Below are 26,659 nucleotides of genomic sequence, written 5' to 3'. Positions count from 1 at the left end.
GTGAGACTGTATGCGTATTTCATCTTCCGTCGCCGTCCTGGCTTTCGCCGCGGCCCTGGCCGGCGGCGCCGCTGCTCAGGCCCAGACCGCGCCCGCCTTCGACGCCGCGCGCATTTCCGAGGACATCCGCGTCCTGTCGGACGACAGCTTCGAGGGGCGCGGCATCGCCACCCCGGCCGAGCAGAAGGTCATCGACTACCTGAGCCGCCAGTATGCGGCCGCCGGCTTCGCGCCGGGCGGCGAGAACGGCGGCTGGACCCAGGCGGTCGGCCTGAACCGCTTCACCGTCTCCAACGTCTCGGGCCAGCTGAAGCTGGGCGACTGGAGCCAGCCGCTGACGCAGGGCCAGGAAGTCACCATGACGACCCGCCTGCCCAGCAACGGCGTCGACCTGAAGGACGCGCCGCTGGTCTTCGTCGGCTACGGCATCAGCGCGCCCGAGCGTCAGTGGAACGACTTCAAGACCGACGTGCGCGGCAAGGTGATCGTCGTCCTGGTCAACGACGCCGACTTCGAAGACCCGTCGCTGAACACCTTCGGCGGCGAGGCCATGACCTATTACGGCCGCTGGACCTACAAGTTCGAGGAAGCCGCACGTCAGGGCGCGGCGGGCGTGCTGATCGTGCATGAGACCAAGCCCGCCTCCTACGGCTGGACCACGGTCGCCAACTCCTGGGGCGTGCCGCAGTTCGACATCGTGCGCGCCGATCCGTCGGCCGAGCGCGTGGCGATGGAAGGCTGGATCCAGCGCGATCTGGCCGTCGACCTGTTCCGCCGCGCGGGCCTCGATTTTGAGCAGGAGAAGATCAAGGCGCGCAGCCGCGACTTCCAGCCGGTCGAACTGAAGGGCGCCACCCTCGACGCCCGCATGGACGTGAAGTCCGAGGGCATCGTCACCCACAACGTCGTGGCCAAGCTGGAAGGGCACGACCCATCCGGACGAGACCATCCTCTACACCGGCCACTGGGACCACATCGGCATGGGCGAGCCGGACGCCAACGGCGACCGCATCTTCAACGGCGCCATCGACAATGCCTCGGGCACGGCGGCCCTGCTGGAGATGGCGCGCCAATGGTCGGCCGGACCGCGGCCGGAGCGCACCATCGTCATGATCAGCTTCACCGGCGAGGAAAGCGGCCTGCTGGGTTCGGAATTCTACGCCGCCAACCCGCTGTATCCGGTGGAGAAGACCGTCGGCGGCTTCAACATCGACTCGGCCGCGTCTTCGGTCGGATGAACAAGCTGGGCGTGACCGGCTACGGCCATTCAGAACTGGACGAGCCGGTGATCGCGGCGGCGGCGGCGCAGGGGCGCGGCTTCGTCGGCGACGCCGGGGGCGGCGGCGGGCATCTACTTCCGCTCCGACCACTTCCCGCTCGCCAAGAAGGGCGTGCCGATGGCCTATCTGTCCTCGACGGGCGAGTTCGTCGACGCGCCGATCGAGCCGCGCCTGGCGCGCGCCGCCGACTATCGCGCCAACCGCTATCACCAGGCGGCGGACGAGTGGGAGGCCGATTGGGACTATTCGGGCATGCTTCAGGATCTGGATGTCATGTTCAAGGTCGGTCAGGATTTGGCCAACAAGCCGCACCTGGCCGGAATGGAAGTCCGGCTCGGAGTTCGGCCCGGAACGCGCCAAGAGCGCCGCTCAGCGCCGCTGATCCGGCCCTTCGGTCGAACATGACGAAAATGTAAGGGGCGGCCTCGCAAGGGGCCGCCCTAAGACTATGGGAAACGGCCTCGTGGGGAAGGTCGAAGGAAACGCCATGCACCATCGCTTCATTCGCGGCGTCGCCGCCGCCGCGCTGATCCTCGTCGCGGGCGCCGCCTCGGCCCAGGACTTCTCGGCCCAGCGCCTGTCCGACGACATCCGCGTCATCAGCGCCGACGACTTCCAGGGCCGCTACCCCGGCACGCAGGGCGAGCAGAAGACGCTGGACTGGCTGCAGCCCAGTATGAGGCCATGGGGCTGGAGCCTGGCGGACCGAACGGCCAATGGCTGCAGGTCATCGACCTGAAGCGCCTGACGCCCAGGGGCGAAGCGGCCCTGGCCTGGGCCAGCGCCACGTCCGGCGGCCGCGCCCTGATCGCCGGGACCGACTTCACCCTGCGGGCGATGAACGATGCGGCCGTGGGCCAGGTGATCGACCACCCCCGTAGTCTTCGCGGGCTACGGCATCCATGCGCCCGAGCGGGGCTGGGACGACTACGGCGATCTGGACGTGACCGGGGCGGTCGTCCTGGTCGTGGCGGGCGAGCCGGACGGCGAACTGTTCAACGGCCCTACGCCACCACCTACCAGTCCGCAGCCTATAAGGCCGACGAGGCCAAGCGGCGCGGCGCCGTGGCGGTTCTGACCGTCGTCGACGGCGACGCAGGGACGGCCGCCTGGCGACGTGAGACATCGGGGGCGAACCGCACCCACACCCTGACGCCGGGCTCGGCCGAACTGACCCTCAGCGGCGCCGTCAACCGCGAGGTCGCCGTCGAAATGGGCGTGGACCTGGCGTCGCTGAAGCCCCGCCTCGAAACCGGCGACTTCCGCGCCTTCCCGCTGGAGACGCGGATCACCGCCTCGGCCGAGGAATCGGTCGAAATCCTGCGCACTCACAACCTTCTGGCGCGCATCACCGGAACAGAACGCCCGAACGAGGTCGTCATCTACTCCGCCCACTGGGACCATGTCGGCGTCAATGAACACGCAGCGGGCGACGACAAGGTGTTCAACGGCGCCTGGGACAACGCCTCAGGCACCATCGGCGTGGTCGAGATGGCGCGCCAGCTGAAGGCCGCCCCGACGCCGAAGCGCACCCTCGTCTTCGCCCATATGGCGGCCGAGGAGATGGGCCTGCTGGGCGCCTACGCCTATGTCGCCGATCCGGTCTATCCGCTGGAGACCACGGTGGCCGACATCAATATCGACATGCTGCCCCTCAGCGGCCCGACTCGCGACGTGCCCATCTTCGGCAAGGGCCAGAACAGCCTCGAAGACGACCTTCAGGCCCTGGCCGAACAGGAAGGCCGCTACGTCTCCGACGACGGCCAGCCGGAGCAGAATTCTACTACCGCTCCGACCACTTCCCCTTCGCCCGCGCGGGCGTGCCGGCCCTGATGCCCTGGCACGGGGTGGATTGGGTCGAGGGCGGCCGCGAGGCGGGCCTGGCCGCCTGGAAAGCCAAGTTCGGCGCCGACTATCACCGCCCCAGCGACGAGTGGTCGGCCGACTGGGATCTGCGCTCGGCGGTCGAGAACCTGACCCTGCTCTATCGCCTGGGCCTGGACCTGGCCAACGGCGACGAATGGCCGAGTTGGAAGCCGACCTCCGAGTTCGGCCAGGTCCGCGACCGCAGCGCGGCGGCCCGACGCTGACGCATCAAAAGGCAAGGGCGGCAACGCCCTCGCCCGCCCGCACGTTGAGGCGGAAATGAAGCGCCTTCGCCTCTCTTCTTCGTCGTGCTGGCGACCCTGCTGGCGGCCTGCGACCCGCCGGGACAGGTCAACCCGCCCACGGAGCCCGCCCAACCCATACAGGGGCCGGGAACCTCGGCGCCCCCGCCCCAGCGCCCGCCGGGGATGGAGCCCTTGCTGCGCGGCGCCGGCGCGACCAGCTTCGTCGGCCGATGGGCCGCCGCGGCCGGCGCCTGCGCGCAGCCAGACGATGAGGCCGCGCTCGAGATCACCACCACCGATCTGCACGGGCGCGGACTGCTCTGCGTGATCGAAACCATCAATGAGCGCGGCCAAGGCTACGACGCCCTCCTCTCCTGCCAGACGGCCGCCGGCCAGGCCGAACGGCCCGCCCGCTTCGAAGCCACCGACGACACCTTGCGCCTGATCTGGCTGGATCGGCCCAATGAGCAGCCCCAGCGCCTGATCCGCTGCACCACCCTGGCGCGCTGACGGCACAGGACGCCGCCCACGAAAAAACCCGCCGGATCGCTCCGGCGGGTCGTTTCGTCTGCGAGGAGAAAGCGCCTTAGTGGGCGACGCCCTTCCAGATGCGGCGATAGCTGGCGTAGGTCACGCCCGCGAAGGCCAGCAGGAAGATGATGACGCCGAAGCCCATCTGCTTGCGCTCGACCATCTTCGGCTCGGACGTCCAGGCGATGAAGGCGGCGACGTCCTTGGACATCTGGTCCACGGTCGCCTCGGTGCCGTCGTCATAAGTGACCTGACCGGCGGTCAGCGGCGCCGGCATGGCGATGAAGCCGCCCGGCGGCACATGGCCCTTGCCTTCCCAGAACGGGGTCATGTCGCCCGCCATATAGGGGTTGTAGTGCTGGCCCGGCGCCATCTTCAGGCCCGCCGGCGGGGTCGAATAGCCTGACAGCAGCGAATAGATGTAGTTGGCGCCGTCGTGGCGGGCCTTGGCCATGACCGACAGGTCCGGCGGCATGGCGCCGCCGTTGGCCGCAGCGGCCGCCGTCGGGTTCGGGTAGGGGTTGGGGAAGCGGTCCGCCGTGGTGGCGTCGCGACGCAGGTCTTCACCCGTTTCCGAGTCGATGTCGGCGACCTGAATCTCCTTGGCCAGAGCCTTCACGACCGGGTTGTCGTTCGGGTTCGGATACTTCGGATTCCAGAACGGCCCGTGCTTGTCGCCCAGGTTGCGGAAGTGCACCAGATCCATGCCGTGGCAGGAGGCGCAGACTTCACGATAGACCTTGTAGCCGCGCTGCAGCTGGCCCTGGTCGAAGGTGCCGAACGGACCGGCGAAGCTGAAGCCGCCGTCGCGCGGATGCTTGGCGCCCCCGGCGGCCATCGCCGGAGCGGCGATGGCGACCAGGCCGACAGCGGCCGTCACGGAGACGAGGATCTTGCGGAAGGACACGGTCTTTTTCTCGTTGCTCATCATCGCGCTCAGGCCTTCTCGGCTGCGGTCGACGGGAGCACGGGCTCCGAGATCGTCGCCGGGATCGGCAGCGGCTTCTCACGCAGGCCGATGAGAGGCATCAGCACCAGGAAGAAGACGAAGTAGTAGGCGGTGAACAGGCGGGTCAGCCACAGGTAGGAGTTCAGCTGGCCGTCGATCAGGTTGAAGCTGGGCATGCCCGGCACGACCGGCGCGTCCGGCAGCTGCGCGCCGCACCAGCCCAGGCCGAAGCAGACGAACAGGAAGATGATGAAGAAGGTCTTCATCGTCGGGCGGTAGCGCATGGAGCGCACCTTGGACGTATCCAGCCACGGCAGGACGAACAGCACGCCGATCGCGGCGAACATGGCCACCACGCCGCCGAACTTGTCGGGGATGGCGCGCAGGATCGCGTAGAAGGGCAGCATGTACCACTCAGGCACGATGTGCGCCGGGGTCTGCAGCGGGTTGGCCGGGATGTAGTTATCGGCGTGGCCCAGGGCGCCCGGGTTGTAGAAGACGAACACCGCGAACAGGATCAGGAACAGGATGATCGCAAAGCCGTCCTTGACCGTGAAGTACGGGTGGAAGGGCAGCGTGTCCTTGGCCTGACGGTCCTTCGGGATCAGGATGCCGACCGGGTTGTTCTGACCGGCGGCGTGCAGGGCCCACAGGTGCAGCACCACGCAGCCGGCGATGACGAACGGCAGCAGGTAGTGCAGCGAGAAGAAGCGGTTCAGCGTCGCGTTGTCGATCGCCGGGCCGCCGCGCAGCCAGACCAGGATCGGCTCGCCGACGACCGGAATGGCGCCGATCAGGTTGGTGATGACCTCAGCGCCCCAGAAGGACATCTGGCCCCACGGCAGGACGTAGCCCAGGAAGGCCGTGGCGATCATCAGGAAGAAGATGACGCAGCCGACGATCCAGATCATCTCGCGCGGCGCCTTATAGGAGCCGTAGTAGAGGCCCCGCAGCATGTGCAGGTAGACGGCGATGAAGAACATCGACGCGCCGTTGGCGTGCACATAACGGATCAGCCAGCCGCCGTTCACGTCGCGCATGATGCGCTCGACCGAGGCGAAGGCCATGTCGACGTGCGGGGTGTAGTGCATGGCCAGGACGATGCCGGTGATGATCTGGGTCATCAGGCAGATCGCCAGGATGCCGCCGAAGGTCCACCAGTAGTTCAGGTTCTTCGGGGTCGGCAGGTTCGCATAGTCCATGCCGAAACGGATGATCGGCAGGCGGGTGTCCATCCACCGCTCAACGGCGGTCTTCGGGACGTAAGTGGATTCGTGATCGCTCATGGTTCCTCTGTCCGTCCTCAGCCGATCTTCACGCGGGTGTCGGACACGTATTCGTAGTTCGGCACGATCAGGTTCAGCGGCGCCGGTCCCTTACGGATGCGGCCCGAGGCGTCGTAGTGCGAACCGTGGCACGGGCAGAACCAGCCGCCGTATTCACCGGCGTTGAAGGTCGGCACGCAGCCCAGGTGGGTGCACGAACCGATGACGACGAGATATTTCTCGTGGCCTTCCTTGGTGCGCTCGGCGTCGGTCTGCGGCGGGCTGCCCACGGCGCCCTCGTCGATGACCTTGGTCAGTTCGGCCGGGGTGCGATAGCGCACGAACACCGGCTTGCCCTGCCACTTGATGACGACCTGCTGGCCTTCCTGAACCTTGGTCAGATCGAATTCGATCGACGCCAGGGCCAGGGTGTCGGCCGCCGGGTTCATCTGGTTGATCAGGGGCCACGCCACCATCACGCCGGCGCCGGCCGCAGCCGCGCCCGCCGCAATGTGGATGAAGTCGCGGCGGGTGGCGTCGCCACCCCCGTGTTGGCCGTCAGGCCCGTCAGCATTCACGACCGATTCGGCCACGCGTTTCACCTCTGCATCGCCGGTCGCCCGCCCCGGGAAGGGACGTCAACCGAATGGAACCCTATCATGCGACGGCAAACCCCTGCCCGTCCGGCCTTGGTTTCAGCTGTTCCTGACAAGTCGCGAAAGCGATTTGCGAAACAGTCGCAACAAAAGCCGCGACAAGGCCCCGCCCCGCGCGTATGAGGGCCTTAGAATGCGTCTCGCCCTTTTTCAACCTGACATCCCCCATAATGTCGGCGCCTGCATCCGTCTGAGCGCCTGTTTCGGCGTGGAATTGCACGTCATCGAGCCCACCAGCTTCAATTTCGACGATCGTGCGATGAAGCGCGCGGCGCTGGATTACGGCTCGCTGTCCCATATGACGCGCCATGCGGACTGGGACGCTTTCCAGCGCGACCGGGCGCCGGGACGGCTGGTGCTGTTCACCACGCGCGCGGCCCAACCCCTGACGGATTTCGTTTTCCGGCCCGATGACGTTCTGTTGTTCGGCAAGGAGAGCGCCGGTTCGCCCGACTACGTCCATGCGGCGGCGGATGCGCGAATCTACATCCCCATCCGACCGGAAACCCGGTCGCTGAACCTGTCGGTCAGCGCCGGAATCGGCCTGCATGAGGCGTTGCGGCAGATGAACGAACTGCCGAGGCGTTGAGCGATTAACTAAAGCCGTTCAGTTCACGCCAACCCGCACAGGCATAACGTCGATCCGCAATAGCGGAGACCATGATGCAATCCCTGTGGCTTAAGCTTACCACGCCGGACCAACTGCCTTTATTGTTGGCGTTCGCCCTTCTCGCAGGTTTTCTGATCGGGTTGGGCGCGGCTGACGCCATGAAACGCCGCGGGCGGCGCCGAACCAAACCGTCGACGACCGCAGTCAAGGTCTTTCCCACGCCTCGAAACCCCGCCACAGATCAGCTGGCGACGGTCATGAAGGCTGAGTTTTACGCCAAACGATTGATGTCGCGACAGGAAGCGCGCGTCTTCTACGCCTTGGAGCGCGGCTTGGCCAAGCACCCGCTCGGTTGGCGCGTCATGGCCCAAGTCTCGCTCGGTGAGGTTCTGGGTTCCACGGATACGAACGCATTTCAGGCCGTGAACAGCAAGCGGGTCGACATGCTGATCATCGCCAGGGACGGTCTGCCGATCGCCGCGGTCGAATACCAGGGCTCAGGCCACTATCAAGGCACGGCCGCCGCCCGCGACGCCGTGAAACGAGAAGCTCTCCGACGTGCCGGTATCGAGTTCCTGGAAATTCGTTCCGGGCATGCTCCCGAAGAACTGGCCTTCGAAATCGACCGGCTCGTCCGGCGCAGAACGCCTGCCGACGAGCCGGCCTGATCGCCTTGTCCTAGCCTGAGCCTTACTCCGGCGCGCCGTCGTTCGGCAGTTTGGCCAGGCTCGGCCGCTCGGCGCTCTTCGAGGCCGCCACGCGCTCCACCGCGCGCATGACGCGCAGCAGGTTCTCGCCCGAGATCTTGCGGATGTCGGCCTCGCTCCAGCCGCGACGCATCAGTTCGGCCAGCAGGCGCGGATAGCCGTCCACGCCCTCCAGGCCGACCGGCAGGCTGTCCACGCCGTCATAGTCGCCGCCCAGGCCCACGTGGTCGATCCCCGCCACGTCGCGGACGTGCTGGATGTGGGCGATGACGTCCTCCATCGTCGCCTTGGGCGCCGGGTTGGCGGCGTTCCAGGCGTCCATGCCCGCCTTGACCGCAGCGGGATCGCCGGGGTTGAGGGCCGTCAGCCGCGTCGTCTCCGCGCCGCGCGCGGCGCCCGCAGCCCGCACGGCCTCGCTGACGAAGCCCGGCACGAACGTCACCATGACGATGCCGCCGTTGCCCGCCATCTGGCGCAGCACGGCGTCAGGCACGTTGCGCGGATGAGCCGTCACCGCCCGCGCCGAAGAGTGGGAGAAGATCACCGGCGCCTCGGACACGCGAATGGCGTCGACCATGGTGGCCTCGGATACGTGGCTGAGATCGACCATCATGCCCAGACGGTTCATCTCGCGGACCACGTCTTCGCCGAAGGCGTTCAGACCGTTCCACTTGGGCGCGTCCGTGCCGCTGTCGGCCCAGGTCGTGCTCTTGGAGTGGGTCAGCGTCATGTAGCGCGCGCCCGAATCGTAGAACTCGCGCAGCAGGCCCAGAGAGTCGTCGATCGAATAGCCGCCCTCCATGCCGATCAGGCTGGCGATCTTGCCCGCGCGGTGGATGCGGACCAGGTCGTCGGCCGTGGTGGCGATCTCGAAGGTCTCGGGATGGGCGGCGACGATGCGCTTCACCGTGTCGATCTGCTCGAAGGTGGCCTTGGCGGCGTCGACCGGCGCCATGCTGGCGGGGACATAGACCGACCAGAACTGACCGCCCACGCCCCCGGCGCGCAGACGCGGAATATCCGTATGCAGGCGCGTCGACGTCGACAGATTCGCATTCAGATCAACGCCGTGCGGATCATTCCCGAAGCCCTGACGCAGCGCCCACGGCAAATCGTTGTGCCCGTCGATCAGGGGCGTGCGCTTCAAAATCTGCATCACGCGCGCCTCTTGAGGCTGAGACGTTTTAGCCAGAACCGGTCCCGCCAGAACGGCGACGGAGGCGGCGGCCAGCAGGCTGGCGCGCAAGGCGATGCGGATCATGATTTCCCCTCTGAGCTACAGACCCGCCCGGTCGCCCCACGGCGCCGCTTTACGGGCGCCGCACGCTGGCACATGCGCGACGCCGTGGGAACCGTCCGTAGGCATCGTTTGCGCCGCGCCTTGTGATCTGGATCAAGGCCCCCTCGCCCGCGCTGCGGCATCAGGCTCGCATCCGCGCACCCCGCCGGACTGTTCAGAAAGGCCGCGTCATGGTTGAAGCCCTCATGATCCAAGCTGACCCCGCCCTGATGATTGAGCGCCGCGAGCGCGCCCGCGTCTGGTTCGAGACCCTGCGCGACAATATCCACGCCGGTTTCGAGGCGCTGGAAGACGCCGCCCCCGCCGAACTGTTCGCCGGAGAGCCCGGCCGTTTCGTCCGCACGCCCTGGGACCGCAAGGAAGGCGGCGGCGGCGTCATGGGCATGATGAGCGGCCGCCTGTTCGAAAAGGTCGGCGTCCACTGCTCGACCGTCCACGGAACCTTCCCCGCCGACTACGCCAAGAACGTGCCCGGCGCCGAGGAAGACCCGCGCTTCTACGCCACCGGCATCAGCCTGATCTGCCATCCGGTCAGCCCGCGCGTGCCTGCCGTGCACATGAACACCCGCCTGATCTCGACGACCAAGACCTGGTTCGGCGGCGGCGGCGACCTGACGCCCGTGCTGGATGCGGACCGTCGCGACGATCACCCCGACACCGTCGATTTCCACGCCGCCATGAAGGGCGCCTGCGACGCCTTCGACCCGGCATGGCACGCCAAATACAAGCAATGGTGCGACGAGTATTTCTTCCTGCCCCACCGCAATGAACCGCGCGGCACCGGCGGCATCTTCTACGACCACCACGACAGCGGCGACTGGGAGAAGGACTTCGCCTTCACCCAGGCGGTCGGCGAGGCCTTCCTCAAGGTCTATTCTGAGATTGTCGCCCGCCGGATGCACGAGCCCTGGACCGAGGCGGAGCGCGAGGAACAGTTGATCCGTCGCGGCCGCTACGTCGAGTTCAACCTGCTCTACGACCGCGGCACCATGTTCGGGCTGAAGACCGGCGGCAACGTCGAGTCGATCCTCAGCTCCATGCCCCCCGTGGTGAAGTGGCCATAGAGCGACGGCTCAAGCCGAAACCTGATCGTTCGCCCGGTCCAGGGCCTCTGCAACGGCCCTGGTCAGGCCCGCCACGCTGAGCGGCTTGGTCAGATGGCCGTCGGCGCCCGCGCGACGGCTGGCCTCGACATGTTCGCTCATGGCGTTCGCGGTCAGCATCAGGATCGGCGTCGGCTCGGCGCCTGTGCAACGCTCATGGGCGCGCATCTCGGCCGTCGCGGTCAGGCCGTCCATGACCGGCATCTGCATGTCCATCAGCACCAGGTCGAAGCCTCCCTCGCGGAAGGCGGCCAGGGCTTGAGCTCCGTCCTCCACCGTCGTCAGCGCGACCCCCAGAGGCTCGAGCATGACCTCGACCACCTTGCGGTTGGCCGGGTGGTCGTCCGCCAGCAGCACGCGCGGCGCGCCTGAGCGATCCGCACGCGGCAGAGCGGCAGGCGGAACTGGAGCCGCTTCAAACTCATCCTCTGCGCCCTCGACCGGCGGCAACGGCAGATCGAACCAGAAGCGCGCGCCGCCCTGCGGCGGAGACTCGCAGTCCAACTCGCCGCCCATCAGCCGCACCAGATCATCCGAAATGGCCAGCCCCAGGCCGCTGCCGCCGAACTGACGGGTGATGGAGCCGTCCTCCTGCTGGAAGCGATGAAAGATGCGCGACTTGAACTCGGCGTCGAAGCCGATGCCCGTATCCGTGACCGTGAAGCGCACGCGTTCCCCTTCGCCCTGCACGGCCTCCAGCGTCACCGCGCCTTCCTGGGTGAATTTCAACGCATTGCTGATGAGATTGGTCAGCACCTGACGCAGCCGCACCGCATCACCGATGACCCGACGGGGCAAGGTCGGATCATAGTCCAGCCGCAGCTCGACGCCCTTGCCCAGAGCCAGCGGCGCCCACAGTGCGACCACATCGCGCGTCACCTGCTCCAGGTCAAAGGGCGCCGGCTCGATCGCCACTTGGCCCGACTCGATGCGGGCGACGTCCAGAATGTCCGACAGCAGCCGCTCCAGAGTGACCCCCGACGAACGGATGATGTCGACCAGTTCGCGATCCCTCTCCGGCAGATCACGCGTCGTCAGAACCTCGGCCATGGCCACCACCCCGTTCAGGGGCGTGCGGATCTCATGGCTCATATTGGCCAGAAACTCGCTCTTGGCGCGGTTCGCCGCCTCGGCGTGAAGCTGCGCCTTCTTCAGACGCCGCGACTGTCGCCTCTGCCACAGCAGCACCAGCAGCACCGACAGGACGAAAACCAGGCTGATGGCCAGAATCCAGTTCTGACCCCGGATCACCGCCTGCTGCAGCTGGGTGTTGGCGCGTGCGGTCTCGAGCTGACGACGCCGCTCGGCCAGTTGCTGCTGCATGTCGCCCGTCACCTGATGGATGCCCGCGCTGAAGCGGCGGGACAGGTGCAGGTCGCGCTCACGCTGATACTCGCGCAAGATCTCGAACCCCTCGCGCGGCCGGCCTGAGCCGAAGAGGAGTTCAGCCTCAAGCAGGCGCTCGGTCGGATCGACCGCCCCTTCCGGCGCCAGGTCGCGCAGGCGCTCCAGATCGCGACGCGCGCCCGCCAGATCGCCCAGCCGCGCCCGCGCCACGCCGCGCGCCGGCAGAATGTCCAGCGCCAGAAAGGCCTTGCCGTCTATCAGGGCTTCGTGCGGAGCCAGACAGTCCAGCACCCCGCGCGAATCCCGTCGTGCATCGGCCACGGCTGCGCATAGAGCGGCGTCATAGGCGCTGAGGCTTTCCAGATTGGCGCGCTGGCTTAAGCGGTGGTGCGCCGCGTAATAGAGTTCTGCGTTCGGCAAATCCCCGACCTGAATCGCCATGCGCGCCAGATTATAGAGGCTGTCGAAATCAGGGCGCGGGTAATCGGGGTTGGAATCGTCGATCTCAAAACGACGAAAGGCGGCGGCGGCGCCCGCCACGTCGCTGAGCTTCATCAAGCCCATGCCCGTCATTTCCCACACGCCGGCGCGAGCGGTGGCGGCATAGGGGTCGTGAGCCGGAATCTCCGCCTCGACCGTCGTCAGCAGGCGCAGGCCTTCGCCTACCCGGTCCTGATCCATCAAGGCCAGGGCGCTCAAGCGGGCCGCATGGGCCATGACGAACCAATCGCGCGAGGTCCGGGCCGTGCGCGCCATCTCCTCTTCTACCGACAGGTCGCCCTGGTCATAGCGGATGGTCAGTGCGTTCAGTCGCGCAATGGCCAGGTAGCGCTGGTCGTTCTGGGCGCGCGCCTGCGTCTCCAGGCGCTTGTTCCAAATAGCCGCTCGCTCGAAATCGCCCTGGTTCAGAACCGTCCAGGCGACATGATACAGCCGGTTCAGCCCCTCGCGGTCACGGCGTTTCATCGCCGCCAGGCCGAAAGCTTCCAGCGCCGCGAAATCCGTACGGGAGGCGCGCTGTTCGACCGCACGCGCCAGTTCGGCGCTCTGCACCGCCTTGGCCATGGCGGGCTCGGCGACCGCCATCACGGCGACCGCCATCAAGGGCGCGCGAACAAAGGTCTTGAGGCGTATGGAAGACATCCTCGCGACCCTAGTCCTGCGAAAGTTGCCTAAGACTTAGCGCCGTTCGACGAAGCGCGCCACGCCAGCAGCGCCCTTCAGGCCGACACGCCCAGATAGGCGCGGATCCAGTCGGCCAGGACGGCGCGGTCGTTCGGCTCGGCCAGGGTGGCGTGGGCCTGATCGACCAGGGCGTCGTCGATGCGTCCCCGCCGCCCCTCGGTCAGGCGCGCGGCGAAGGCCGGATCGAACTCGGGGTGGCACTGGAAGCTGATGGCGTCCTGCCCCCAGGCCAGGCCCGCATAGGGCGTGAACGCGCTGGAGATCAGCACCCGCGCATCGGCGGGCGCGGCCACGACCTGATCCTGGTGCGACACGGGAATGGCGATGGTCGCCGCCGTCGGCGTCATCCAGGCCTCGTCGCTCAGCACGTCATAGCGGTGCAAGCCGACGCCCCACCCCTTGTCGGACTTCTCGACCCGGCCGCCGAAGGCGTGAGCCAGGATCTGGTGGCCGAAGCACACGCCCACCAACCGCGTCTTGCCTCGCGCCTCGCGCAGCCAGGCGGACAGCGGCTCGATCCAAGGCAGGTCTTCATAGACGCCCGCCGCCGATCCGGTGACGATCGTCCCGGCGAAGGCCGACGGATCCTCGGGGAGTTCGCCCGCCTGAACGTCGAAGCGATGGGTGGTCGCGCCCTCGCCCAGCATGGCGCGGAACTGGGCGGTGTAGTCGCCGAACGCCTCGGCCAAATGGGCAGGCGGGCGACCGGTTTCGAGGATGGCGATGGCGGTCATGAAATCCACTTGATCGACGGCGGTGAAGGAAGCCTCAGCGGCCGGATTGCGGTAGAAGAAAGAACAAAGCAATGAGACGAACCGCCCATGCCTTCTTCCGCCGACGCCCCGGCCGATGCGCCGCTTGAAGACCTGGTCGTCCTGATCAATGTCTTCAAGTGCAATGCGCCCCATCAGGACGAACTGATGGAGCGTCTGGCGGATCTGGTGCGTATTCAGACCGCCCTGCCCGGCTTCGTCTCGGGCACCCTGCATCGCGGATTGAACGGTCGCGTGGCGGCCAATCACGCCGTCTGGGCCGACGCCGACGCCTGGAAGGCCATGACCCGCCATCCTCGGATTGTCGCGGCCATGGGGCCGATCCTGGCCATCGCGACCTTCGAGCCGCACCTCTATGAGCCGGGCGAGGTCATCCAGGCCTAGCCCGCCCGCCAGACCTCGGCCCGACCGCCCGCGTCGCCCAGCGCCTGAACCGTCCAGCCGCAGATTTCAGCCGCCGCCGCCTCTGCGCCCGAGGGGGCGTTGACCACCGTCATGGCGCAGCCGTTCATCTTCATCGGATTGTTCAGCGGACGCAGCCGCGCCTCGGCCACCAGCACCCGCGACAGCCCCGCCTGCTCCAGCCGCCGGATGAAGCCGTCAAAGGTCTCCAGATCCTTCAGCGGCGTCCAGATCGCCACGCAGGCCGTCGGATCGGCGCGCAACACCGCCGCCGCCGTTTCGGCCGAGCGGACATAGTCGTCGGGCCGCTCGAACGGCGGATCGATCATCACCAGCGGCGCCTTCAGCCCCCGCGCCGCACGCACCGCCTCCTCATAGCCGTCGCCCGCCTGCCCCACAGCGTTGGGCCAGGGCGCCAGCGCCTCGCGCAACAGGGCCTCGACCGGCGGATTCAGCTCGAAGCCGCGATAGGAATCCTCAGGCCGCAAGGCCCGCGCCGTCAACACCGGCGAGCCGGGATAGAACCGCACCCCGCCCTGCGGGTTCAGCGCCGCGACTTCCGCCGCCAGCGCCTCGATCAGCGGCGGCCGCGCCTCGGCGGTCATCAGCCGCGCCACCCCGGCCTCGGCCTCGCGCGAGCGGACGGCATCGCCCGACAGGTCGTAGAGGCCCGCGCCCGCATGGGTGTCCAGCACGGCGACCGGGCCCAAGGCGTCGGTTCGCGCCTGCCGCTCCTTCAACAGCCACAGCACCAGGGCGTGCTTGACCAGATCGGCGAAGTTTCCGGCGTGAAAGCTGTGACGATAATTCATGCCCGCTCGTCTCTCGCGGCGAGCGCGGGGTCAAGCCCGCATCCCCAGCGCTCTGATACGAAAAAGGCCCCCTGCCTTGCGGACAGGGGGCCTTGGCCTCGCATCAGACTTCGATCAGTCAGCCCAGTTCAGGACGACCTTGCCCGACTTGCCCGACTTCATGGCCTCGAAGCCCGCCTCGAAGTCCTGATACGGCATCTGGTGGGTGATCAGCGGCGTCAGGTCCAGACCGGCCTTCAGCAGGCCCAGCATCTTGCGCCAGGTGGTGAACATCTCACGCCCATAGACGCCCTTGATGGTCAGGGCCTTCAGGATGATCGCGCCCCAGTCCGTCTCCATCGGCTTGGACGGAATGCCCAGAAGGGCCATGCCGCCGCCCATGATCAGGGTGTCGACGCACTGCTTGAAGGCGACGGGCGACCCCGACATCTCCAGCGCCACATCGAAGCCGACCTTCAGGCCCAGTTCGTGCATGACGTCGCGCAGATCTTCCTTGGTGGTGTTCACCGTGCGCACGCCCGGCGCGACCTTCTGCGCAAGTTCCAGGCGGAAGTCGTTGATATCGGTCAGGACCACAGTGCGGGCGCCCGCATGGCGCGCCACGGCGGCGGCCATCATGCCGATGGGACCGGCGCCCGTGACCAGCACGTCCTCGCCCAGGAGGTCGAACTGCTGCGCCGTGTGCACGGCGTTGCCGAACGGGTCCAGGATCGAGCCGATCTCATAGGGCACGTCGTCCGGCAGCTCGATGACGTTGAAGGCCGGGGCCACCACATATTCGGCGAAGGCGCCCTGGCGGTTCACGCCGATGCCGCGCGTGTCGGGGTCCAGGTGGAAGTGACCGGCGCGGGCCGCTTCGGAGTTCAGGTCGATGACGTGCCCCTCGGCCGAGACGCGCTGGCCGACCTTGAGGCGGCGATCCACGTCCTTGCCGATGGCGACGATCTCGCCGGCGAACTCGTGGCCGGTGATCATCGGCACGGGCACGTTCTTCTGGGACCACTCGTCCCAGTTCCAGATGTGGATGTCGGTGCCGCAGACGGCGGTGCGGTGCACCTTGATCAGCACGTCCTCGTCGCCCGCCACGGGGATCGGGGCGTCGATCAGCTCCAGCCCCTCGGCCGGTTTCGTCTTGGCCAGGGCCTTCATGGTGTCGGTCATGGTGGGTGCTCCCGTTACTTAGATGCAGCCGCTAGGCCGCCTTGGCCTGGACCGCAAGCGGTTCATGCGCCTCGCGGCGGGATCAGCGGCGTCATGCGTTCGCCCGCGGCCCCCAACTGTAACGAAATGAGATAATCCGGTTCAAACAAGCTTGGCTATAAGAACGCGAATCAGCTAGCGGCGATTCCAGAGCCGACGGCGAGATGGTCTCGACGTGGTTTCAGACCTAACCTCCAGCAAAACTCATGAAAAAGACGATCGCCGCCCTAGTCGGCGCCACCGTAGTCCTCGCGGCCAACGCAGCCTCGGCTGGCGTCCTGACCAACGTCTCCGTTAGCCTTTCGGACAGCCGCGTATCGCGGCCGACGGACGTGACCATCCGCTACACCACCGCTACAACACTCGACGCGCCCAGCCTTCGCCGCAACCTGCTGATAGCCACGTTCGGCGGCTTGGCGATGACCGACGGCGATTGCGGCGCAGATGTGACCTTTACGGTTAATGGGGCGCCCCTGGCGCCGGCCGCTTTGAGCCAATGCTCGGTTTGGGGCGGCAACAACGTCCAGTTCCGCCTGGCCGCAGGAGCAAGCGTCGCCGCCGGCTCGAATGTAGAGATCGTTATCGACAGTGCGCGCGTCACCACCACGGCGACGTCAGGCCTCTATGGCGCCACTACCTTCAGGACCGCCATGGACAGCGGCGCCCCGATTGATACGCCTGCCACCCAGCCCACCTACTTCATCAGCACGCCGCCGCCCGCCCCGGTTCCGACCCTGACCGAATGGGCCATGATCCTGCTGACAGCGGCCTTGGGCGGTTTCGCCGTCTTGACCATCCACCGTCGCCGTCAGGGCGTCTGATCCGCACATCATTGAGGCGCCCCGTCGCGGGTCGCCTCGGCGCTTGCGCCCCTTTTCCACCTTGCCAAGGCTTTCAAGCAATGAAGAAACCCATCACCGCAGCCGCGTTGGTCGCCGCCCTATCGATGGCCGCCACCGCCGCCATGGCGGGGACCTTGACGAATGTCAGCGTTACGCTCTCGGACAGCCGCGTCTCCCAACCGACCGACGTGACGATTCGCTACACCACGGCCACTGACCTCGACACCCCCAGCCAGAACACCAACCTGCTGATGGCCGAGTTCGGCGGCCTGACCTTCACCAACGGCGACTGCGCCGGTGACGCGACGGTCAAGATAGACGGTGTCGCTCTGCTGCCAGGCCAGTTGGACATCTGCTCCTTCTGGGGCGGCAAGTCGGTTCAATTCCGGATTGCCCCCGGTGAGATCGTTCCTGCCGGCTCCAACGTGGAGATCACAATCGACAAGGCGCGGGTGACGACCACGGCGACGGCTGGCAGGTATGCCACCGTCGGCCTGAGGACTACCCGGGACAATGATAATCCGGTTGTAGACACCCCGGTCACTCAGCCGACCTATGTCATCGGCACGCCGCCCGCTCCAGTTCCGACCCTGACCGAATGGGCGATGATCCTGCTGACGGCGGCCCTGGGCGGCTTCGCCGCCTTGACCATTCACAAGCGTCGCCGCACGGTCTGACCGGATCAGACAATGGCAGGGGCGGGCCGTTCAGGTCCGCCCCTGCTCTTTTCCTCCCCGCACTTCAGGCGCCCCACCATGCTGCGTTTCTTCAAGTCGCCTGCCGTCCAGTATCTGGGCCTGTTCGCCCTGCTGGCCGTGACGCTGTTCAGCGTCCTGGCCACGCCCTGGGCCGAACGACTGTTCGTTCAGCCCTTTACCCAGTTGCTCGTCGACATCAGCGCCTTCGTGCTTGCGCCGTTTGACCCCCGGGTTCAGGCGCAAGGCGACATCCTGCGCTTTTCCGACGGACATGGCGCGGTTCAGGTGCTCGCGGGCTGCAATGCGGTCGAGGTCTGCGCCCTGCTAATCGCGGCCATCCTGGCGTTTCCAGGCCGCCTGCGCGACGGTCTGATCGGCGCCGGCGTCGGCGTGATCGCCCTGCAACTGGTCAACCTGCTGCGCATCATCAGCCTGCTGTATCTGTCGCGCGGGTCGGAATCCCTGTTCGAGTTCTTCCACCACTATGTCTGGGACGCGATGATCGGGCTGGAGGGCCTGCTGGTTTTCTTCTTCTGGACCCGCTGGCAGAGCCGACAGCCCGGCAATGCACCCAAGACCATCGTTGAGGACGCCGCCTAATGGCCGCCTGGTTCGAAACCCTGGGCGCCAGAACGGCGGAAGAGGCCGCGCGTCGCCGCTTCGGTCTGTGGTCGTTGGGGATGTTCGTCCTGCTGCTGCCGCCGTGGTGGCTTTGGGGCGCTGACCTGGCTGCAGCGGCGCTGCGCCCGCTGGCGGGCCTGGCCTTCCGGATGTTCGGCCTATCCGGCGAGATCGGCGTGACCGCCGATGGCGGCTGGATCATCGGCACGCGCCTGACCAGCGGCGGCGTTCCGGTGAACTATGACCTGGCGGAGACGTCGATTCGGCGGCTGCTGCTCGGCTTCCCGCTGGCTCTGGCCTTCCTGACGGCGCCGCCGCGCACGACGCGTCCGCTCAAGGCGGCAGTCGTGACAATCCTGGTCCTGACCCTGCTGTTCATCCTGTCGCTGGCGTCCCTTATCTGGGGCGATCTGGCGGCGCAGTTGAACCCTGCCCTGGCCCCGCCCAGCGCGGGGGCCCGACAGGCGCTGGACCAGCCGCCCCTGCACCCCATCCTGGCTCAGATCGCCATCATCGGCCGCTATATCGGCATGTCGGTGGCGCCGCTAATCGCTGCGGTCGTGCTATGGGCGGCGCTCAACCCCGTCGGCCGGTCGGTCATCATGGCCGACGACAGCCTGAAATCGTAACTTCTGTTGGGGGTATCAGATGACCCCCAACTCCTTGCCCGCCTGGGTGAAGGCGGCGACGGCGGCGTCGATCTGTTCGAAGGTGTGGGCCGCAGACATCTGGGTGCGGATGCGGGCCTGGCCGCGCGGCACCACGGGAAGCTGAACCCGATGACGTAGACGCCCAGCTCCAGCAGACGCGCCGCCATGTCCTGCGCCAGCTTGGCGTCGCCCAGCATGACCGGAATGATCGGATGCTCGCCCGGCAGCAGGTCGAAGCCCGCCTCGGCCATGGCTGAACGGAACCGCGCCGCGTTGGCGAACAGCTGGGCGCGCAACTTGTCGCCCTCATCCCCCGCGGCGATGCGGATGGCCTCCAGCGACGAGCCGCAGACGGCGGGCGCCAGGGCGTTGGAGAACAGATAGGGCCGCGCCCGCTGCTTCAGCAGTTCCACCACGCTCGGCCGGGCGCAGATGAAGCCGCCCATGGCACCGCCCAGCGCCTTGCCGAAGGTGCCGGTGACGAAGTCGACCTCGACGCCGCAATGCGCAAACGAGCCCTTGCCCTTGTCGCCCAGGAAGCCGGTCGCATGGCAGTCGTCGACCATGATCAGCGCCTGATACTGGTCAGCCAGGGCGCGGATCTGGTCGATCTTGCCGATGTAGCCGTCCATCGAGAAGGCGCCGTCGGTGGCGATGATGATGTTGCGGGCCCCGCCGGCGCGCGCCTCCTTCAGCTTGGCCTCCAGATCGGCCATGTCCGAGTTGGCGAAGCGGTAACGCTGGGCCTTCGACAGGCGCACCCCGTCGATGATGGAGGCGTGGTTCAGGCTGTCCGAGACGATGGCGTCGGCCTCGGTAAACAGGGGCTCGAAGATGCCGCCGTTGGCGTCAAAGGCGGCGGCGAACAGGATGGCGTCCTCAAAGCCGAGATAGTCGGCGATGGCGCGTTCCAGCTCCTTGTGGATCTCCAGCGTACCGCAGATGAAGCGGACCGAGGCCGTGCCCGCGCCCCATTTTTCCTGCGCCTTGATCCCGGCCTGGGTGACGCGCTCGTCGCCCGCCAGCCCCAGATAGTTGTTGGCGCAGAAGTTCAGCACGTCGCGGCCGTTGACGGAGATCACCGGCCCCTGACGCGAGGCGATGACGCGCTCGGGCTTGGTCAGCCCCTGGGCGTGGATGTCAGCCAGTTCGGCGGAGACGCGATCGTAGAAGGCCAGGTTCATATCTTGGGTCATGTTTGCTCCGCTACGCTGAATTCGGGCAGGTTTGAACCCCTAGTCTGCGAGCTCTGAAACAGTTTGAGCCGAGGCGTCGGCGACGGGCCGCAGGGGGCTGACCTCAACCTGCCCGCCGCAGGGGGTAAAGGCCAGCGGCAGGGCGATCGCCGTCGCCGCGCCCGGCGCGGTCACGCGCACCGTCTTGGCCGAAGGACAGGTCGTCTCGCCCTTGTCTTCATGCGGAATGACGGTCCAGGCCAGATCAAACCAGGCGGCCTGCTGCGGGCGGATTTCCACCGGCGTCGGCGCGCGGCCCTGGGCGAGATAGCTCCCCGGCGCCTGAACCGCGCGAACGCCCGTCATCAGCTTTCCTTCGCCGTCCAGCAGGCTGACGGACGGATAGCCCGTCATGGTGCAGGCGTCAGGCCCGGTGTTCCGCAGCGCCAGGGTGGTGAGACGATGACCCATGCCCGCGTCGCCGCCCTCCACCGCCAGGCGCAGGTTCTCGGCGGCGCACGGCGCGCCCGACGGCGGCGGCGCCACGGCGGCGACCGGTCGGCTGCAGCGCTCGATGATGGCGCCGCCCGCCTGATCCCCCCGCCCCCCGGTCTGGCCGATGCGGCTCAGCGTGCCGCTCTCCAGTTCGCCCCGGCTGGCCGTATGCCACTCCAGCCCCTGCCCCGCGTACCGGGCGCCGCTGGCCGCAACGACGTTGGTCAGGGCGTAGTCCTTTCCTTCGTAGGACAGACGAGCGGTCTGGGCGTCGGGATAGGCGACGACGACCGTCTTGCCGCTTTCGCAGGCATAGCCGACGGCGGCTGCGCTCTGGTCCGTCGGCGGCTCGATCGGCGCGGTCGGCTCGGCCGGCTTCTCCCGAGAACATCCGGCGGCCAGCAGCCCCAATCCGGCGGTCAGGGCGATGGTCTGGAACGTGGCGGATCTGGTCATGGCGGCCCCCTTGCTGCGGCGACCCTGCTGCAACGTCGAGGGCTTGTGAAGGCTCCGCCCCGGCAAATCGTCAGGGAGCGGTTGCGTAACGATATACTATAACATATCAAGCCTCCCATCATTGTAACGGGGATGCGTGACATGCGATTTCGGACCTTCCTGCTGACCGCCGCGGGGGCGGCGGCGCTGACCAGCCTGGGCGTGGCTGCGCCCGCTTTCGCCGAAGACGTCGTACAGCGTCAGTCGCAGGGCGACCCGCATGATCACGCCCCCCGCGCCGCCGAGGCCTATGAGGTGGACGAGGTCGTGGTGCGCGCCCTGCCCCTGGGCCGCGCGGGCGACGACGTCGGCTCGCACGTCGCCCTTCTCAGCGGCGACGACCTGGTCCACCGGCGTCAGTCGACCCTGGGCGACACCCTGAACAGCATCCCCGGCGTCAACTCCGACACCTTCGGCGGCGGCGCCAGCCGCCCGGTGGTGCGCGGCCAGACCTCGCCCCGCGTCAAGGTGCTGAGCGAGGGCGCCGGCCTGATGGACGCCTCCGAAGTTTCGCCCGACCACGCGGTCAGCGGCGAGCCCCTGCTGCTGGAGGGCGTCGAGATCCTGCGCGGCCCGGCGGCCCTGCTCTATGGCGGCGGCGCCATCGGCGGCGCGGTCAACCTGCTGGACAAGAAGATCCCGACCCGCGTCCCAGCGAACGGCGGCGAGGGCGTGGCCGAATACCGTCGCGGCTCGGTCGATGACGAGGAAGCCGGCGTCGTCGGCTTGACGGTCGGCGCCGGAAACTTCGCCGTCCGCGTCGAGGCGGCCGCGCGCAAGTCGGACGACTACAAGGTTCCCGGCTGGGACGAGCCGCGTCTGGACGGCTCCTACAACGAAACCTCAACGGCGACGCTGGGCGCCTCCTGGATCGGGTCGCGCGGCTATCTGGGCGCGGCCTATACCGAACAGACCAGCCGCTACGGCCTGGCCGGTCACAGCCATGAATATGAAGACTGCCACCCGCACGGCGACCATCTGCATTGCGGCGGTCACGGCCACGACGACGATCATGGCGACGACGATCACGGGCACGAGCATGAGGGCGACCACGACCACGCCGCCCCCGAGGTCCGTCTGAAGAGCCGCCGCGTCGACCTGCGCGGCGAACTGCGCGACCCGCTGCCGGGCATCGAGAACGTGCGTCTGCGCGCCGGTTACACCGACTATGAGCACAGCGAGCTTGAAGAAGGCGTCGTCTCGACCACCTTCACCAACAAGGGCTACGACGGCCGCATCGAAGCCCAGCACCGCGAGATCGCCGGCTTCCGCGGCGTAGTCGGCCTGCAACTGAGCAAGAGCGACTTCGCCGCCATCGGCGAGGAAAGCTTCCTGGCCCCCAGCACGACCAAGAACACCGGCCTGTTCGTGATGGAGGAATACGAGATCGGCCTGTGGCACCTGGAAGGCGCCCTGCGCCAGGAATGGCAGGAGGCCTCGGCCGTCGGCCTGCCCGACGTCGAGCACAAGCCTTTCTCCATCTCGGGCGCGGCGGTGTGGCACTTCACCCCCGGCTGGTCCGGCGCCGTGTCGCTGTCGCGTTCGCAACGCGCCCCCTCGGCCCAGGAGCTGTATGCCGACGGCGTTCACCTGGCGACCAACACCTATGAGATCGGCGACTCCAGCCTGGACGTCGAGACGGCCAATTCGATCGAGCTGACCCTGCGCAAGACCGAAGGCGCCCTGACCGGCTCGGTCAGCGCCTATCATTACGTCTATGACGACTACATCTTCGCCCGGACCCTGGATCAGCATGAGGACTTCCGCCTGATCCGCTACAGCCAGGCCGACGCGACCTTCACCGGCATCGAGGGGGAACTGACGCAACAGTTCACCCCGTGGCTGTCGGGCACGGTGTTCGGCGATTACGTCCAGGGCGAGCTGAAGGGCGACGGCGGGAACCTGCCTCGCATCCCGGCGGCGCGGGCGGGCGTGCGCCTGGCCGCCTTCCAGGGACCGTGGTCCGGCGATGTGGAGTACAGCCGCACCTTCAAACAGACCGACATCGCCGCCTTCGAGACCGAGACGCCCGGCTACGACATGGTCAACGCCACCGTGGCCTATGACTTCGATCTGGGGCCGGTGCGCTCGCAGATCTTCCTGCGCGGGACCAATCTGCTGGACGAGACGGCTTTCAACCACGCCTCCTTCCTGGCCGAGACGGCGCCCCTGCGCGGGCGCAACCTGACGGTGGGCGTGCGCGCCCGCTTCTAGAGCGAAATCGGTTTAGTTGGACGCATGTCCAACTAAACTCAGATATTCGCTCCAGATAATTCTGGACCATTGTTCTGGGTTCAGTCGATCCGACTGAACCGAAAATGGTCTAGGTTTCTTCGCTATTGCAAAAAACGAGGGGCGGGATCCGACGGATTCCGCCCCTTCGTCCGTTGGAGTCCTGTCGGTTCGAACAGGACTAAGCCCCGCATTACAGGAGTTTAATCCAGGAGAGCGATTGCGCCCCCCTTCGGCGCACATCGTTCTTTAATCGAGTCGATGCGATCGACGAGACAGGGCGTCGGTCGCGAGCGTGCCTGTTTTTCGGTTGCCTTTAGGACTCGACATGTCGCCAGTCGCCTTGCTGTTCGCCCTCGCCTCCCTGTCCCCTGCCGACACGGCGGCGCCCGCCGCCCCGCCGCAGTCCGCGCCTGCCCAGACCGCCACCCCGGTCCCGCAGGAAGAGCTGGACGACGGCGCCTATGACCTGGGCACGCTCGCGGCCGTCACTACCGCCCGGCGCGGCGCGGCCCTGGGCGACTATGAGCCCGAACTGACCCTCGACGAGGAGCAGATCAAGGCTTACGGCGCCAGCAGCATCGAAGAGCTGATGACCCTGCTGGAGCCGGTGACGCGCAGTTCGCGCGGCGGCTCGCCGGTCTTCCTGGTCAACGGACGGCGCATCTCGGGCTTTCGCGAGATTCGCGGCATCCCGCCCGAGGCCATCGAGCGCACCGAGATCCTGCCCGAGGAAACCGCCCTGTCCTACGGCTACAGCGCCGATCAGCGGGTCGTGAACTTCGTGCTGAAGGCCGACTTCCGCTCCGTGACCATGCAGGCCAGCGCGCGCCGTCCCGACCAGGGCGGCCGCACCATGACCGACCTGGAAAGCAACATCCTGCGCATCTCGGGCAAGCAGCGCTGGACGCTGGACCTGGAATACGAACGCGACACCCCCCTGTTCGAGACCGAGCGCAACATCACCCGCGAGGGCGTTCCCTATGACCTGATGGGCAATGTCACCGCGCCGGGCGGCGGCGAGATCGACCCCGCCCTGTCGGCCCTGCTGGGCCAAGGCGTGACGACCGCCTCGGTCGGGGCGGGCGCAGCGGGCGGCGCCGCCCTGTCCGACTTCGGCGTCGGGCCGCGCACCGACGACCTGACCGCCTATCGCACCTTGTCGCCCAAGCGCGAGAACAGCTCCATCTCCGGCTCCCTGGTGCGCGACTTGAACCAGACCATGTCGATGACGCTCAGCGGCGAACTGGAGGATGCATCCAGCTTCTCCTACCTGGGCCTGCCGGGCCTCAGCCTGGCCCTGCCCTCGGCCAGCCCCTATTCGCCCTTCGCCGGCGACGTGCTTCTGCATCGCTATATCGACGCGCCCGGCGCGCTGGGACGACAGACGGACACCCTGTCGGGCCAGTTGGGCTTCCTGGTCGACGGCTATCTGGGCGACTGGCGCTGGACGGTGAACGGCGGCTACGACCGCACCGAGACCAAGACCCGCACCGGCCGAGGCCTCAACGACGACGCCCTTCAGGCGGGCGTGACGGCGGGAACCATCGACCCGTTCGGCGACCTGGGCCAGTTGCCGACCAATCCGTTCGACACCGCACGCTCCATCTCCAGCAAGACCAGCGTCGAGGGCGTCATCAACGGCACGGCCTGGGAAGGCCCGGCCGGATCGCTGACCTCGACCTTCAAGGTCGGCTTCGACAGCCAGTCTCTGGACTCCGAGAACCTGCGCTTCTCCGAGGAACAGCAGGCCAGCGTCTTCTCCGAACGCTCCCTGTCGCGCGACCGCACCAGCGCCTCGGGCAACTTCAACCTGCCCATCGCCAGCCGCGACCGCGAGGTTCTGGGCGCGCTCGGCGACCTGTCGGCCAACCTAAACCTGGCCTACGAAGACCTGTCCGATTTCGGCGGCCTGTCGGCCTATACCGTCGGGCTGAACTGGTCGCCGTGGGAGCCGGTCAACTTCACCGCCAGCTGGGCTGACGAGCAGAAGGCCCCGTCGATGTCGCAACTGAACGACCCGACGATCTCGACCCCGAACGTGCCGGTCTATGACTTCGCCACCGGCCAGTCGGTCAACATCGTCCGCATCGAGGGCGGCAACCCCAACCTGTCCGAAGAGACCAAGCGCGTCCTGAAGTTCGGCGTCAACCTGACCCCGCTGAAGGACAAGGATCTGCGCTTCACGGCCAACTACACCCGGACCGAGACGGAAGGCTCCATCGCCTCCTTCCCGACCATCACGCCTGAACTGGAAGCCGCACTACCCGAGCGCTTCACGCGCGACCTGGACGGCAATCTGGTGTCGATCGACGCCCGGCCGCTGAACTTCCAGAAGGCCGAGCAGCAGGAAATCCGCTGGGGCCTCAACTTCTCGACCGCCTTCGGCAAGCCGGACCCGGCGGCTATGGCCCGCATGAACGCGCGCAGCGGCGGCGGCTCGCGTGGACCGGGCGGCGGCGCGCCGACCGTCATGCGCGTCCAGGGCGGCCCGCCTCCGGGGGGTCACAGCGCGGGCGGCGCGCCCTCTGGCGGCGGAATGCGGATGCAGTCTGGCGGCGGACGCGGTCGGGGCGGGGGCATGATGCCTGGCCAGGGGCGCTTCAACGTCTCGCTGTATCACACCTATCGCATCCAGGATGAGATCACGATCCGCGACGGCCTGCCGGTGCTCGACCTGCTGGACGGCGCCGCCATCGGCGCGCGCGGCGGCCAGTCCCGCAATGAAGTCCAGCTGCAGATGGGCGCCTTCAAGAGCGGCATGGGCGGCTTCCTGAACGCCAACTGGAAGGAATCCACCCGCATCAACGGCGGCTCGTCGCCGGACGACGACCTGAGCTTCTCGGACCTGACGACGGTGAACCTGAACCTGTTCGCCGACCTGTCGTCGCGTGAGAGCCTGGTGTCACGCTACCCGTGGCTGAAGGGCGCCCGCGTCAGCGTCGGCGTCGAGAACATCTTCGACCAGCGCCTGAAGGTCCGCGACGGCCTGGGCGAGACGCCGCTGTCCTATCAGCCCGACTACCTCGACCCGCTGGGCCGCACGTTCCGCATCAGCCTGCGGAAGATCCTGTACTGATGGCCGCACCACCGCCGCTAACGAAGGAAGGGCGGCCTAGTCGGCCCCCTCCGCCGTCATCCTCGGACTTGATCCGAGGATCGAGGGGACCGGCGCGCTCTTCCTGTCCGCCGTCACGCAGACGGATGGCCCGATCCTCGG

General features: G+C 67.4%; 23 protein-coding genes and 1 pseudogene. 14 read left to right on the top strand and 10 right to left on the bottom strand.

From position 1 onward, the window contains the following. Window positions 1-10: 10 nt before the first annotated feature. From FGL25_RS18090 to FGL25_RS04855, 4 genes and pseudogenes are all read left to right on the top strand, one after another. The gene (locus tag FGL25_RS18090) at window positions 11-1,696 is read left to right on the top strand and encodes a PA domain-containing protein (RefSeq protein WP_252970035.1); all 1,686 of its coding nucleotides are present in this window, start codon (window positions 11-13) and stop codon (window positions 1,694-1,696) included. Window positions 1,697-1,767: 71 nt separating this feature from the next. After that, the gene (locus FGL25_RS17340) at window positions 1,768-2,019 is read left to right on the top strand and encodes a hypothetical protein (protein WP_252970034.1); all 252 of its coding nucleotides are present in this window, start codon (window positions 1,768-1,770) and stop codon (window positions 2,017-2,019) included. Continuing rightward, a pseudogene (locus FGL25_RS17915) lies at window positions 1,965-3,370 on the top strand (M28 family peptidase). Before FGL25_RS17340 ends, FGL25_RS17915 begins: the two are co-directional and overlap by 55 nt. 213 nt (window positions 3,371-3,583) lie before the next feature. Then, on the top strand, window positions 3,584-3,901 hold the full coding sequence (locus tag FGL25_RS04855; RefSeq protein ID WP_167493286.1) for a hypothetical protein: 318 nt from the start codon (window positions 3,584-3,586) through the stop codon (window positions 3,899-3,901). A gap of 76 nt (window positions 3,902-3,977) precedes the next feature. Here FGL25_RS04855 and FGL25_RS04850 read toward each other — a convergent pair whose 3' ends face one another. From FGL25_RS04850 to petA, 3 genes are read right to left on the bottom strand one after another with little or no spacing between them, the layout of a single operon-like run. Beyond that, window positions 3,978-4,853: a cytochrome c1 gene (locus tag FGL25_RS04850; RefSeq protein WP_003165564.1), complete on the bottom strand. Its 876-nt coding sequence runs from the start codon at window positions 4,851-4,853 to the stop codon at window positions 3,978-3,980. A gap of 5 nt (window positions 4,854-4,858) precedes the next feature. Next, complete coding sequence (locus FGL25_RS04845) at window positions 4,859-6,157, bottom strand: cytochrome b (protein WP_003165565.1); 1,299 nt, start codon at window positions 6,155-6,157, stop codon at window positions 4,859-4,861. 17 nt (window positions 6,158-6,174) lie between these two features. Next, on the bottom strand, window positions 6,175-6,729 hold the full coding sequence (petA, locus tag FGL25_RS04840) for a ubiquinol-cytochrome c reductase iron-sulfur subunit (RefSeq protein WP_040345735.1): 555 nt from the start codon (window positions 6,727-6,729) through the stop codon (window positions 6,175-6,177). A gap of 196 nt (window positions 6,730-6,925) precedes the next feature. On the opposite strand from petA, the gene FGL25_RS04835 reads away from it, so the two are divergent. Both FGL25_RS04835 and FGL25_RS04830 read left to right on the top strand, forming a co-directional pair. Next, window positions 6,926-7,381, top strand: a complete 456-nt coding sequence (locus FGL25_RS04835; RefSeq protein ID WP_138141101.1) for a tRNA (cytidine(34)-2'-O)-methyltransferase — start codon at window positions 6,926-6,928, stop codon at window positions 7,379-7,381. A 71-nt stretch (window positions 7,382-7,452) separates the two neighbouring features. Beyond that, window positions 7,453-8,070 carry a DUF2726 domain-containing protein gene (locus tag FGL25_RS04830; protein WP_138141100.1) on the top strand — a complete coding sequence of 206 codons (618 nt, stop codon included), beginning with the start codon at window positions 7,453-7,455 and terminating at the stop codon, window positions 8,068-8,070. A gap of 22 nt (window positions 8,071-8,092) precedes the next feature. Here FGL25_RS04830 and FGL25_RS04825 read toward each other — a convergent pair whose 3' ends face one another. Beyond that, window positions 8,093-9,370: a dipeptidase gene (locus tag FGL25_RS04825; protein WP_138141099.1), complete on the bottom strand. Its 1,278-nt coding sequence runs from the start codon at window positions 9,368-9,370 to the stop codon at window positions 8,093-8,095. Window positions 9,371-9,618: 248 nt separating this feature from the next. Between FGL25_RS04825 and hemF the strand changes: the two genes are divergently transcribed. Then, window positions 9,619-10,473 (top strand): oxygen-dependent coproporphyrinogen oxidase, encoded by an 855-nt coding sequence (gene hemF, locus FGL25_RS04820; RefSeq protein WP_415873030.1) that lies wholly within the window; start codon window positions 9,619-9,621, stop codon window positions 10,471-10,473. Between the two features lie 9 nt (window positions 10,474-10,482). Here the strand turns inward: hemF and FGL25_RS04815 are convergent, their stop codons facing one another. After that, entirely contained in the window at window positions 10,483-12,960 is a 2,478-nt protein-coding gene (locus FGL25_RS04815) for a hybrid sensor histidine kinase/response regulator (protein ID WP_252970033.1), read from the bottom strand. Window positions 12,961-13,079: 119 nt separating this feature from the next. Further along, entirely contained in the window at window positions 13,080-13,778 is a 699-nt protein-coding gene (locus tag FGL25_RS04810) for a type 1 glutamine amidotransferase (RefSeq protein ID WP_040346849.1), read from the bottom strand. A gap of 87 nt (window positions 13,779-13,865) precedes the next feature. Between FGL25_RS04810 and FGL25_RS04805 the strand changes: the two genes are divergently transcribed. Then, on the top strand, window positions 13,866-14,201 hold the full coding sequence (locus tag FGL25_RS04805; RefSeq protein ID WP_088409988.1) for an antibiotic biosynthesis monooxygenase family protein: 336 nt from the start codon (window positions 13,866-13,868) through the stop codon (window positions 14,199-14,201). Here FGL25_RS04805 and rlmJ read toward each other — a convergent pair. After that, window positions 14,198-15,031: a 23S rRNA (adenine(2030)-N(6))-methyltransferase RlmJ gene (rlmJ, locus tag FGL25_RS04800; protein ID WP_088409989.1), complete on the bottom strand. Its 834-nt coding sequence runs from the start codon at window positions 15,029-15,031 to the stop codon at window positions 14,198-14,200. The genes FGL25_RS04805 and rlmJ overlap by 4 nt on opposite strands. A 114-nt stretch (window positions 15,032-15,145) precedes the next feature. Next, window positions 15,146-16,192 (bottom strand): L-threonine 3-dehydrogenase, encoded by a 1,047-nt coding sequence (gene tdh / locus FGL25_RS04795; RefSeq protein ID WP_088409990.1) that lies wholly within the window; start codon window positions 16,190-16,192, stop codon window positions 15,146-15,148. A 245-nt stretch (window positions 16,193-16,437) separates the two neighbouring features. On the opposite strand from tdh, the gene FGL25_RS04790 reads away from it, so the two are divergent. The 4 genes from FGL25_RS04790 (at window position 16,438) to FGL25_RS04775 (ending at window position 19,021) form a co-directional block, all read left to right on the top strand. Then, complete coding sequence (locus FGL25_RS04790; protein ID WP_138141096.1) at window positions 16,438-17,052, top strand: IPTL-CTERM sorting domain-containing protein; 615 nt, start codon at window positions 16,438-16,440, stop codon at window positions 17,050-17,052. An 80-nt stretch (window positions 17,053-17,132) separates the two neighbouring features. Further along, complete coding sequence (locus tag FGL25_RS04785; protein WP_167493285.1) at window positions 17,133-17,750, top strand: IPTL-CTERM sorting domain-containing protein; 618 nt, start codon at window positions 17,133-17,135, stop codon at window positions 17,748-17,750. Between the two features lie 78 nt (window positions 17,751-17,828). Beyond that, window positions 17,829-18,371, top strand: coding sequence for an exosortase H (gene xrtH / locus FGL25_RS04780; protein WP_157677952.1), 543 nt, complete (start codon window positions 17,829-17,831; stop codon window positions 18,369-18,371). Beyond that, window positions 18,371-19,021 (top strand): exosortase H-associated membrane protein, encoded by a 651-nt coding sequence (locus tag FGL25_RS04775; RefSeq protein ID WP_138141094.1) that lies wholly within the window; start codon window positions 18,371-18,373, stop codon window positions 19,019-19,021. The genes xrtH and FGL25_RS04775 overlap by 1 nt, the downstream gene beginning before the upstream one ends. Here the strand turns inward: FGL25_RS04775 and FGL25_RS04770 are convergent. Both FGL25_RS04770 and FGL25_RS04765 read right to left on the bottom strand, forming a co-directional pair. Further along, window positions 18,913-20,238 carry a glycine C-acetyltransferase gene (locus tag FGL25_RS04770; protein ID WP_252970032.1) on the bottom strand — a complete coding sequence of 442 codons (1,326 nt, stop codon included), beginning with the start codon at window positions 20,236-20,238 and terminating at the stop codon, window positions 18,913-18,915. The two genes, FGL25_RS04775 and FGL25_RS04770, sit on opposite strands and share 109 nt — an antisense overlap. A 39-nt stretch (window positions 20,239-20,277) precedes the next feature. Then, on the bottom strand, window positions 20,278-21,168 hold the full coding sequence (locus tag FGL25_RS04765; RefSeq protein WP_138141093.1) for a DUF4232 domain-containing protein: 891 nt from the start codon (window positions 21,166-21,168) through the stop codon (window positions 20,278-20,280). 141 nt (window positions 21,169-21,309) lie between these two features. Between FGL25_RS04765 and FGL25_RS04760 the strand changes: the two genes are divergently transcribed. Both FGL25_RS04760 and FGL25_RS04755 read left to right on the top strand, forming a co-directional pair. Then, the gene (locus FGL25_RS04760; RefSeq protein WP_252970031.1) at window positions 21,310-23,421 is read left to right on the top strand and encodes a TonB-dependent receptor domain-containing protein; all 2,112 of its coding nucleotides are present in this window, start codon (window positions 21,310-21,312) and stop codon (window positions 23,419-23,421) included. Window positions 23,422-23,767: 346 nt separating this feature from the next. Further along, window positions 23,768-26,518 carry a TonB-dependent receptor gene (locus tag FGL25_RS04755; RefSeq protein WP_138141091.1) on the top strand — a complete coding sequence of 917 codons (2,751 nt, stop codon included), beginning with the start codon at window positions 23,768-23,770 and terminating at the stop codon, window positions 26,516-26,518. Window positions 26,519-26,659: the final 141 nt, after the last annotated feature.

The organism is Brevundimonas vancanneytii (assembly GCF_901421975.1).
Lineage (GTDB): Bacteria > Pseudomonadota > Alphaproteobacteria > Caulobacterales > Caulobacteraceae > Brevundimonas > Brevundimonas diminuta.
The sequence above is the reverse complement of the archived record's forward strand: the minus strand, read 5'-3'. Positions and strand labels throughout refer to the sequence as shown.

What these genes read in the sequence shown, in the direction of transcription:
- FGL25_RS18090 (WP_252970035.1), top strand. Translation starts at nt 11, where the DNA reads ATGCGTATTTCATCTTCCGTCGCCGTCCTGGCTTTCGCCGCGGCCCTG.
- FGL25_RS17340 (WP_252970034.1), top strand. Translation starts at nt 1,768, where the DNA reads ATGCACCATCGCTTCATTCGCGGCGTCGCCGCCGCCGCGCTGATCCTC.
- FGL25_RS04850 (WP_003165564.1), bottom strand. Translation starts at nt 4,853, where the DNA reads ATGATGAGCAACGAGAAAAAGACCGTGTCCTTCCGCAAGATCCTCGTC.
- FGL25_RS04845 (WP_003165565.1), bottom strand. Translation starts at nt 6,157, where the DNA reads ATGAGCGATCACGAATCCACTTACGTCCCGAAGACCGCCGTTGAGCGG.
- FGL25_RS04835 (WP_138141101.1), top strand. Translation starts at nt 6,926, where the DNA reads ATGCGTCTCGCCCTTTTTCAACCTGACATCCCCCATAATGTCGGCGCC.
- FGL25_RS04830 (WP_138141100.1), top strand. Translation starts at nt 7,453, where the DNA reads ATGATGCAATCCCTGTGGCTTAAGCTTACCACGCCGGACCAACTGCCT.
- FGL25_RS04825 (WP_138141099.1), bottom strand. Translation starts at nt 9,370, where the DNA reads ATGATCCGCATCGCCTTGCGCGCCAGCCTGCTGGCCGCCGCCTCCGTC.
- hemF (WP_415873030.1), top strand. Translation starts at nt 9,619, where the DNA reads ATGATTGAGCGCCGCGAGCGCGCCCGCGTCTGGTTCGAGACCCTGCGC.
- FGL25_RS04815 (WP_252970033.1), bottom strand. Translation starts at nt 12,960, where the DNA reads ATGGCGGTCGCCGTGATGGCGGTCGCCGAGCCCGCCATGGCCAAGGCG.
- FGL25_RS04810 (WP_040346849.1), bottom strand. Translation starts at nt 13,778, where the DNA reads ATGACCGCCATCGCCATCCTCGAAACCGGTCGCCCGCCTGCCCATTTG.
- FGL25_RS04805 (WP_088409988.1), top strand. Translation starts at nt 13,866, where the DNA reads ATGCCTTCTTCCGCCGACGCCCCGGCCGATGCGCCGCTTGAAGACCTG.
- rlmJ (WP_088409989.1), bottom strand. Translation starts at nt 15,031, where the DNA reads ATGAATTATCGTCACAGCTTTCACGCCGGAAACTTCGCCGATCTGGTC.
- tdh (WP_088409990.1), bottom strand. Translation starts at nt 16,192, where the DNA reads ATGACCGACACCATGAAGGCCCTGGCCAAGACGAAACCGGCCGAGGGG.
- FGL25_RS04790 (WP_138141096.1), top strand. Translation starts at nt 16,438, where the DNA reads ATGAAAAAGACGATCGCCGCCCTAGTCGGCGCCACCGTAGTCCTCGCG.
- FGL25_RS04785 (WP_167493285.1), top strand. Translation starts at nt 17,133, where the DNA reads ATGAAGAAACCCATCACCGCAGCCGCGTTGGTCGCCGCCCTATCGATG.
- xrtH (WP_157677952.1), top strand. Translation starts at nt 17,829, where the DNA reads ATGCTGCGTTTCTTCAAGTCGCCTGCCGTCCAGTATCTGGGCCTGTTC.
- FGL25_RS04775 (WP_138141094.1), top strand. Translation starts at nt 18,371, where the DNA reads ATGGCCGCCTGGTTCGAAACCCTGGGCGCCAGAACGGCGGAAGAGGCC.
- FGL25_RS04770 (WP_252970032.1), bottom strand. Translation starts at nt 20,238, where the DNA reads ATGACCCAAGATATGAACCTGGCCTTCTACGATCGCGTCTCCGCCGAA.
- FGL25_RS04765 (WP_138141093.1), bottom strand. Translation starts at nt 21,168, where the DNA reads ATGACCAGATCCGCCACGTTCCAGACCATCGCCCTGACCGCCGGATTG.
- FGL25_RS04760 (WP_252970031.1), top strand. Translation starts at nt 21,310, where the DNA reads ATGCGATTTCGGACCTTCCTGCTGACCGCCGCGGGGGCGGCGGCGCTG.
- FGL25_RS04755 (WP_138141091.1), top strand. Translation starts at nt 23,768, where the DNA reads ATGTCGCCAGTCGCCTTGCTGTTCGCCCTCGCCTCCCTGTCCCCTGCC.